Source organism: Salipiger marinus (genome assembly GCF_035481585.1).
In the GTDB taxonomy this organism is placed as follows: Bacteria; Pseudomonadota; Alphaproteobacteria; order Rhodobacterales; family Rhodobacteraceae; genus Salipiger; species Salipiger marinus.
In genome coordinates this window covers 37,496-46,152 of the sequence record NZ_JAYKSL010000001.1, presented here as the reverse complement: position 1 = coordinate 46,152, position 8,657 = coordinate 37,496, and the positions used below count along the sequence as shown (strand labels likewise).

Annotated in this window: 8 protein-coding genes; 4 read left to right on the top strand and 4 right to left on the bottom strand. The window is 68.8% G+C overall.

Translation table 11 applies throughout. The features are described 5' to 3' along the window. Window positions 1-129: 129 nt before the first annotated feature. From VK682_RS00220 to VK682_RS00210, 3 genes are read right to left on the bottom strand one after another with little or no spacing between them, the layout of a single operon-like run. The gene (locus VK682_RS00220) at window positions 130-1,395 is read right to left on the bottom strand and encodes an acetylornithine deacetylase/succinyl-diaminopimelate desuccinylase family protein (protein ID WP_230797793.1); all 1,266 of its coding nucleotides are present in this window, start codon (window positions 1,393-1,395) and stop codon (window positions 130-132) included. Window positions 1,396-1,440: 45 nt separating this feature from the next. Next, complete coding sequence (locus VK682_RS00215) at window positions 1,441-2,412, bottom strand: M23 family metallopeptidase (protein ID WP_230797792.1); 972 nt, start codon at window positions 2,410-2,412, stop codon at window positions 1,441-1,443. 39 nt (window positions 2,413-2,451) lie between these two features. Continuing rightward, on the bottom strand, window positions 2,452-3,387 hold the full coding sequence (locus VK682_RS00210) for a DUF2125 domain-containing protein (RefSeq protein WP_324781276.1): 936 nt from the start codon (window positions 3,385-3,387) through the stop codon (window positions 2,452-2,454). Between the two features lie 66 nt (window positions 3,388-3,453). On the opposite strand from VK682_RS00210, the gene VK682_RS00205 reads away from it, so the two are divergent. From VK682_RS00205 to VK682_RS00190, 4 genes are read left to right on the top strand one after another with little or no spacing between them, the layout of a single operon-like run. Continuing rightward, window positions 3,454-3,996, top strand: coding sequence for a gamma-glutamylcyclotransferase (locus VK682_RS00205; RefSeq protein ID WP_089841866.1), 543 nt, complete (start codon window positions 3,454-3,456; stop codon window positions 3,994-3,996). 55 nt (window positions 3,997-4,051) lie between these two features. Next, the gene (locus tag VK682_RS00200) at window positions 4,052-5,272 is read left to right on the top strand and encodes a biopolymer transporter ExbB (RefSeq protein WP_089841863.1); all 1,221 of its coding nucleotides are present in this window, start codon (window positions 4,052-4,054) and stop codon (window positions 5,270-5,272) included. A gap of 3 nt (window positions 5,273-5,275) precedes the next feature. Next, window positions 5,276-7,114 (top strand): peptidoglycan -binding protein, encoded by a 1,839-nt coding sequence (locus VK682_RS00195; RefSeq protein WP_230797789.1) that lies wholly within the window; start codon window positions 5,276-5,278, stop codon window positions 7,112-7,114. Next, a complete protein-coding gene (locus VK682_RS00190) occupies window positions 7,111-7,698 on the top strand; it encodes a YdeI/OmpD-associated family protein (RefSeq protein WP_230797788.1) in 588 nt (195 codons plus the stop codon). The genes VK682_RS00195 and VK682_RS00190 overlap by 4 nt, the downstream gene beginning before the upstream one ends. A 3-nt stretch (window positions 7,699-7,701) precedes the next feature. Here VK682_RS00190 and VK682_RS00185 read toward each other — a convergent pair whose 3' ends face one another. Further along, a complete protein-coding gene (locus tag VK682_RS00185) occupies window positions 7,702-8,655 on the bottom strand; it encodes a M23 family metallopeptidase (protein ID WP_230797787.1) in 954 nt (317 codons plus the stop codon). Window positions 8,656-8,657 lie beyond the last annotated feature (2 nt).

Sequence of the window (8,657 nt, the reverse complement as noted above, 5' to 3'; positions counted from 1 at the left end):
CGCTCCCCCCCCACCCCCGGGATATTTTACCCAAGAAGAAAGAGCGGACCGTCCCCTTCTTCTTGGGCAAAATATCCCCGCCGGAGGCAGGCGTGACCGTGCCGAAGTGGGGCGCGGGGCAGGGGCGGATCAGGCCAGCAGGATCTTTTCAAGGCTGCGGCCCATGACGCGGGCGCTGTCGAGCATGTCGGTCACGCCGATCCATTCATCGGGCTTATGCGCCAGTTCCAGCACGCCGGGACCATAGGCGATGCAGTTTTTCAGCCGCCCGATCCGGTCGATATGTTTCTGGTCGTAGCTGCCCGGCGAGGCGACATAGGACGGATCAACGCCCAGCATCTCGGTGATGGCGGCGGCGACCGTTGTGACGACGGGGGCTGTGCGGTCGGTCATCGAGGGCAGCACGCGGTTCAGTTCGCGCAGTTCATAGTCGAAATCGGGGCGGCGGGTTTTCAGATCCTCCAGCAGCGCCACGATTTCGGCGCGCACGCCCTCCACGGTTTCCTCCATCAGGAAGCGGCGGTCGATGACGATGCGGCAGCTGTCGGGCACGCAATGGGCGGGCAGGCCGTCGTGATGGTCTGGCTGGCCGCCATGGATCGAATTGATGTTCATGGTGGAACTGCGCGCGCCCTCGGGCACCACCGGCATGTCGGTGCGGCGCTGCGCCATGGCGGGAAAGAGGTGCTCCTCGAAGGCCGCAAGCACGGCGCCCATATGGCGCACCGCGCAGTCGCCCAGAAAAGGCATGGATCCATGCGCGATCTCGCCCTTGGTCTCGATCTCGGCCCACCAGCCGCCGCGATGGCCAAGGCAGATGCGGTGCTTGTCCAGCGGTTCGGGGATGATGACATGCTGCACCCGCTCGGGCGCGAACCAGCCCTGCTGTGCCAGATGCGCCACGCCGCCATAGCCGCCGGTTTCCTCGTCGGCGGTGGCGCTGAGTTCGATGGCGCCGCAATAGCCGGGGTGCTGGTCCAGAAACGCCTCGACCGCGATGACCGAGGCGGCAAGCCCGCCCTTCATGTCGCAGGCACCGCGCCCGTAGATGCGGTCGCCCTCCAGATCTGCGGCAAAGGGATCGCGGGTCCAGCCCGCCCCCAGCTCGACCACGTCATGATGCGAATTGAAATGCACGCAGGGGCCGGGGCGCGGCCCTTCGTGCCGGGCCACGAGGTTCCAGCGCGGATACCTGTCGCTGTCCCCCGGCGCGCCTTCGGCACGGATCAGCGTGGTGTCAAAGCCGCGCGCGGCCAGCCGTGCCTGCAGCAGGTCGCAGATCTCGCGGTAATGCTGACCGGGCGGGTTCAGCGTGGGAATGCGGATCAGCGCCTGCGTCAGCGCGATCAGCGCGTCGCGGCGGGTGTCGATGCGGTGGGACAGGGCGTCGGGCATGGCATCAGTCTTTCGCTGTTCCGCCGCTCTGGCAAGGGGGCTGCGTCAGGGGGCGGGGCGGATGGTCTGTCCCCGCTCCGGTTCGCCGCGCGCAATCGCGGCGCCCTCGGCGACATAGTCCTGAAACTGCGCGGGCAGGCCAAAGCCTCGGCCCAGTTCGGGCGTGGTCTGCAGATGCAGGTGCAGATGCGGCTCCGTGCTGTTGCCGCTGTTGCCGCAGCGGCCCAGCCTCTGGCCGCGCGTCACCTCTGCGCCGGGGGCGACCGCCACGCTGCCCTGCCGCAGATGGGCGAGAAAGGCATATTCGCCAGCGCCCAGATCCAGCACCACATGGTTGCCAAGCGGGCGCCGGGCCTCGGTGCTGCCGATGGGCTGGTCGGGCAGCCCGTCCTCCGCGCGCAGCACCACGCCCGGGGCGGGGGCGAGGATGGGCTGGTCCCAGCAGTGATAGCTGTCGCGCCGTGCGGGATCGCCGTCATGGCTGGCGCCGTCCCGCATCACCAGAAGATCCAGCGCAAACCGCTGGCCCGGGTCGGCGGCGTGATAATTCTGGTCGATGCTGCGCCCGCCCCAGACCACCTGCCAGTCGCCGGTGACGGGCAGGTGCAGATCGGCCTTGGTGCGGTAGGCCAGATAGGGGCTGTCGGCGGGCTGGGGAACGGGGCGGACCAGAAACCCCGCCACCCGCCCGGCGCTGTCCAGCGTCACGAGGATCTGCAGCGGCTGATCCGATCCCGACCATGCGGAGCGGCGGTCAAAGACCTGTGCCGCGCCTTCGGTCCGGGTCTCTGTGGACAGCAGCGCCGTTTCGGTGCCGAAGGCCGCCGCCAGATCGGTGCGCAGATCGCGCAGCGCCTGTGGCGTGCCCAGCACTGCCTGCAGATCCGGGGTCATCCGGTCCCAGAGCGCCGCCGCCTCGCCGTCCAGAAAGGCGCGCGCCGCCGTGGCGCCCGCCTCGGGGGCTTCGGCCAGGGCGGTGCCTGCGGCCAGAACAAGCGGGAGGGCGAGCAGCTTCATGCGGGCAGACTGCCGAAACACCCGCAGCAGGGCAAGCGGTCAGAAGCGCAGGCGCGGAGCCTCGCCGAGCGGGATCGGCCCCAGCCGCGCCATGCCCCTGTCCAGCGTCAGCGGCAGATCCAGCCGGTCCGGCGTGGCGGTGAAACTGGTGGCCAGCGTCAGCGCCTCCTCCAGCACCTCGGCCATGGCGGCGGGGATCTGGCCGCTGTCGCGCGCCAGCGCCAGCAGCGCCCGCCAGTTGTCGGCGCGCACCGTCACCTGACCGTCCATCCGGCCTTCGGCATCCAGCTCTGCCGCGCCGGTCAGCCGCAGCGCCATATCGCCCAGCGTGTATTCGGCCAGCCGCAGATCCACATGGGTCAGCTGCGGGCGATCCGCCAGACCCGGGGCCAGCGCCGCATCCAGCGTCACCACCCCGTCCAGCCGCAGCGCGCCGGTCAGCGCAGAATCGGGCAGCGCTGCTGCATCGGCGGCCAGCCCCAGATGATAGGCCGTGCCCTGCTGCCGGACCAGCGCCGCCGTCATCCCGGCCAGCGCAAGGCGGTGCGCGCCGCCAAGGTTCAGCACCCGTGCTTCCAGATTGGCGCGCAGCACCTCGCCGTTGTCCTGCACCAGACTGGCGCGCAGCCCGTCGGAGGTGATCGTGGTCTCGCCCTTGGGCCCGGTCACGGTCTGGTCGGGGGCAAAGGCAAAGATGCGGTGCCCGGCATTATAGACCATGCGGAAGGACTGGAAAAACGGCGCCTGCCAGACATAGCCTGCCTGCGGATCGGCCAGCCGCAGATCGGTGAAGCTGGTGTCGATGCGGTTGGGAAAGCCGCGCACGCTCAGATCGGCATAGCTGACCTCGGCCCCGGCGGCGCGGCGCGCCTCGGCCCAGTCGGTGACGGCGCGGCGTTCGGCCATGGCGGCCCAGACCCAGACCCCGGACCACAGCAGCGCCGCGGCGATCACCGCAATGGCAAGATGTTTCATGCGGCGGCCCCTTTTCTGCACAAACGAGTTGGTGTTTACAGCCGCCATTCGGAAAGGACCAGAACGATGGCGCTTTGGATCTTTGGCTATGGCTCGCTGCTGTGGAATCCCGGCTTTGCCGTGGCCGAGCAGGTGCATGCCAGCCTGCCCGGCTATCGCCGCAGCTTCTGCATGCGGTCGATCCATCATCGCGGCACGCCAGAGGCGCCGGGGCTGGTGCTGGCGCTGGATGCCGAACCGGGCGCTGTCTGCGACGGGCTGGCGCTGCGCGCGGCGCCGGGCACGGAAGAGGCGACGCTGGCCTATCTGCGCGACCGCGAACTGGTCTCTGCCGCCTATCTGGAGGCGCGGCTGCCGCTGACCCTGCGCGACGGGCGCAAGGTCGAGGCGGTGACCTATGTGATCGATGCCGATCACGTGCAGTATTGCGGCGGGCTGGATCTGGAAGATCAGGCGCGGATCATCGCGCAGGCCATCGGCGGGCGCGGTCCGAACCGCGAGTATCTGTGGAATACTGCCGCACATCTGGACCATCTGGGCATCCCCGATGCCGAACTGCACTGGTTGGCGGGCCGTGTGCGGCATCTGGTGGATAACGGCTTGGCTTGACCGGGGCAAACCTCTAGGGTTTCAGGCGAATTACCGCATAAGTCAGGTGTCCCGAATGGACCGACGCGACCTCGAGGCCGAGGCCCATTTCAGCCAGCCGATCCGCCAGATCCTTCTGATGCTGGCCGTGCTGGGCCTATCCGCGGCAGGCGCCGTACTGGCGCTGCCCCGCGTGCTGCCCGTGTTTCAATCGAACCCCTATCTGAACGGGTTCATCCTGCTGGTCTTCGGGCTGGGGGTGCTGGCCTGCTTCTTTCAGGCCGCGCAGCTGATCCAGTCGGTGCGCTGGATCGAAAAATTCGCCGCCGGTCAGGACACCGGGCAGGCGCCGCGCCTGCTGGCGCCGCTGGCGGCCTTGCTGCGCAGCCGCGACCGGCGGCTGCAGATCACCACCACCTCCACCCGGTCGATCCTTGATTCGGTGGCGCAGCGGATCGACGAGGCGCGGGAAATCACCCGGTACATCGTCTCGCTGCTGATCTTTCTGGGGCTTCTGGGCACGTTTTACGGTCTGGCCACCACGGTGCCCGCGCTGGTCGACACGATCCGCAGCCTTGCCCCGCAGGAGGGCGAGACCGGGGTTCAGACCTTTTCGCGGCTGATGAGCGGGCTTGAGGGCCAGCTGGGCGGCATGGGCGTGGCCTTTGCCTCCTCGCTGCTGGGTCTGACTGGATCGCTGGTGGTGGGCCTGCTGGAACTGTTCGCGGGCCATGGCCAGAACCGGTTTTACCGCGAACTGGAAGAATGGCTCAGCTCCATCACCAAGCTCAGCTTTTCCTCGGGCGATGGCGAGGGCGGCGGCGAGGCCGGGGTCATCGGTCTGGTGCTGGACAAGATGACCGAGCAGATGGAGCGGATGACCGCGCTTTTTGCCGAAACCGAACAGGGCCGCATGGATATCGAGCTGCGACTGGGGCAGCTGGCGGATTCGCTGGAACGGATGACCGAACGGATCGAGGCGACGGCGCCGTCGTCCAATTCGCTGGCGCGCATCGCCGAAGGGCAGGAACGCCTGATCGACGTGCTGGAAAGCCGCGAAAGCACCGAGGGGCTGGATGCCGAAAGCCGGATGCGCCTGCGGTCGATCGACGTGCAGATGCTGCGCATTCTCGAGGAAATCGCCGCCGGTCGGCAGGAAAGCATGGCGGAACTGCGCACCGATCTGGCCACCCTGACCCGCACCATCGCCCAGATCGGACGCACGCCGCAGCCGGGCGCCACGCCGATCCGTCCGGTACGGCCCGGCCCCGCGCGCTCTGGCGGAACCGAGGGTTAAGCCATGGCCCTGTCCCGGCGCAGCGGAGCACGGTTGCAGGCCAATATCTGGCCCGGCTTTGTCGATGCCATGACCGGGCTGCTGCTGGTGCTGATGTTCGTGCTGACCATCTTCATGGTCATCCAGTTTGCGCTGCGTGAAACCATCACCGGGCAGGAAACGCAGCTCTCCTCGCTGTCGGGGGAGGTGGCGGCGCTGGCGCAGGCGCTGGGGCTGCAGGAGCGGCGCAATTCCGAACTGAACGCCCAGCTTGGAGAGCTGGAATCCACCCTGTCGGACACCGAGGCGCAGCTGGCCGAGCAGCAGTCGCTGATCGCGTCGCTGACCGCCACCCGCGACCGGCAGGCCGCCGACCTGACCGAGGCGCAGGGCCGCATCAGCGATTTCGAGGCGCAGGTCGCCGCGCTGATTTCGGAACGCGATGATCTGGCGCAGACGCGCGACCAGCTCGCCGCCGAACGGGACACGCTGGCCGAGGATCGCGACAGCCTTGATGCGGCGCTGGCCTCCACCCGCAGCGAAATGGATGCCCAGACCGAAGCCGCCCGGCTTGCCGCCGCCCGCCGCGAGGCGCTGGAGGCGCTGGTGGCTGATCTGCGCGCCCGCAGTGCCGATCAGGAGGCGCAGATGGGCGGTCTGTCGGCGCAGGTGTCGGAGCTTGAAGCCGAGCTGTCCGAGGAAGAGGCGCAGCGTCTGGCCGAGGCCGAGGCCGCCGCCGCCCTGCGCGCCCGTCTGGAAAACGCCGATACCGAACTGACCGCCATGACCATGGCGCTGGAGGATGAACGCCGCCGCGCCGAAGAAACGCTGACGCTGCTTGCCGCCGCGCGCGAGGCCGAAGGTGATCTGAACGCGCGGCTGGCCGCAGCCCTTGCCGCCGACCAGTCCGACGAGCTGCGCGCCGATCTTGAACAGGCCCGCGCGGCGCAGGCCAAGGCCGAGGCCGATCTGGCCGAGGCGCAGGCCGCCCGCAGCGAGGTGGAACTGACCGCCGACGAGGTGCGCGACCGTCTGACCGCAGCGCTTGCCGCCCGCGCCGCCGCCGAGGCCGATCTGGCGCAGACCCGCGACCGGGCGGCGGAACGGCAGGCGCTGCTGGCGCAGGCGCGGTCCGAACTGGCCGACAGCGAAGCGGAAACCGACGCGGCACAGCGCCAGACCGAACTGCTGAACCAGCAGATGGCGGCCTTGCGCACCCAGCTGTCGCAGCTGCAGGGGCTTCTGGACGAATCGCGCGAGAAAGACGTGCAGGCGCAGGTGCAGCTGCAGTCGCTGGGCACCGATCTGAACGCCGCACTGGCCCGTGCCGCTGCCGAGGAACGCCGCCGCCGCCAGCTGGAAGAGGCCGAGCGCAAGCGGCTGGAGGCCGAGGCGCAGGATCTGGAACGCTACCGTTCGGAATTTTTTGGCCGTCTGCGCGACGTGGTGGGCGCGCAGGAAGGCATCCGCATCGAGGGCGACCGGTTCGTGTTCTCCTCCGAAGTGCTGTTCCCGCCGGGGGGCGCCGACCTTTCGCCCGCGGGCGAGGCGGAGATCGCCAAGATCGCCGGGATCATCCGCGCCATCGCCGAGGACATCCCCGAAGGCATCGACTGGGTGCTGCGCGTCGATGGCCATACCGACGACACGCCGCTGCGCCTTGGCGCGCCCTTCCGTGACAACTGGGAGCTGAGTCAGGCCCGCGCGCTGTCGGTGGTGCGCTATATGGTCGATTACCTTGGCATTCCGCCGCAGCGGCTGGCCGCCAACGGGTTCGGGCAGTTCCAGCCGGTGAATACCGAGGACACGGCAGAGGCCCGCGCCCAGAACCGGCGGATCGAACTGAAGCTGACCGAACAATGACCGAGGAGGAGGCCCGCCTGGAGGCCTTCTTCGCGGAGGCGGCCCCGTGGGAGACAGAGCTGCGCCACCTGCGCGCGATCCTGCGTGCGGGACCGGTGACCGAGACCCTCAAGTGGAAACAGCCCTGCTATACCGCGCATGGCGGCAATGTCGCGATCTTGTGGGGGATGAAGGGTCGGTTCGGCCTGTCCTTCTTCAAGGGAGTGCTGCTCACCGATCCGGAGGGGATTCTGGTGGCGCCGGGGGAAAATTCCCGATCGTCCCGCATGGTGGTCCTGACCGATCTGGCGCAGGTGGCACCTTTGGCCGACGTGCTGCAGCGCTATCTGGCCGAGGCGGTGGCGCTGGAGGCCGATGGGCGCCGCGTGACCTTTGCCAAGGACGATCTGGATCTGCCCGAAGAACTGACCGAGGCGCTGGCGCAGGATCCGGCCTTGGCCGCAGCCTTTGACGCGCTGACCCCGGGGCGGCGGCGTGGCTATATCCTGCATTTTGGAAAGGCGAAACAGGCCGATACGCGGCGGGCGCGCATTGCCCGATGGGCGCCGCGCATCCTTGCGGGCAAGGGCATGCAGGACCGCTGAGGGTCAGCGCACCGTCACATGGGCGTGGCGATGGGCGATCACCACACCGTCGCGGGTCAGCAGCGCCTCGCCCAGATATTCGCCCATGGCCCAGCCCTGCGGCGGCGCCCTGCGGCCAAAGGCGCGCATCAGGCTGACCTGCGGATCCTCCAGCACCATCCGTTCGCGAAACACCTCCGCACCATCGGGGCCGCGCGCTGACAGCACCAGCACGTCGCCGGGTTCGCCATGGCCGACATGGCCATAGACCACCAGCGGTTCGGTCGCACCAAGGCTGTCGCGCCGCGCGGTGCCCGAAGTGACCTCGGCCAGTTCCGGCACCTTGGCGGAAAACCCTGCCGTGACCAGCCCGGTGGCGGTATAGGGCGGCGGATCGGCCCAGAGCGTCACCTGCTGCGGGCCGCAGGGCAGGGCGGCATCGGGGGCGAAGGGATCCACCTCGGTGCCGTTATGCAGCACGGTCAGATGCAGATGCGGGTGGTTGGTCTGGCCCGACAGTCCCACCTCGCCCAGCAGGTCGCCGGTTGCGACGGTCTGGCCGGGGGTGACGGCGACCGAGCCGCGCTTCATGTGGCAGGACAGCGTCTGCCAGCCGTCGCCATGGTCGATCAGCACCGCATTGCCGCAGGCGTTCTGGTCGGTGACCCCGGTCATCAGCCGGTCATCGGCCATGCTGTCGCGCAGGCGCAGCACCGTGCCGGGGGCCGCCGCCCGCACGGCAACGCCCCGGTCCATCAGGTCAAAGGAGATCAGCGCCAGATCGGTGCCTTTATGGGCGTCGCGGGAATTGAGGCCGCAGGCAAAGTCACGCTGCTGCCCCGGCGCGGGGTCGTCATCGACATAATCCTCGATGAAACAGTCCTGCCCCAGCGTGCAGTCGAGCGGCCAGTGCAAAACAAAACTCTCCGCCGCGACGGGCGCGGCGGAGAGCATCAGAACCAGTGCGGCGGCGCGCATGG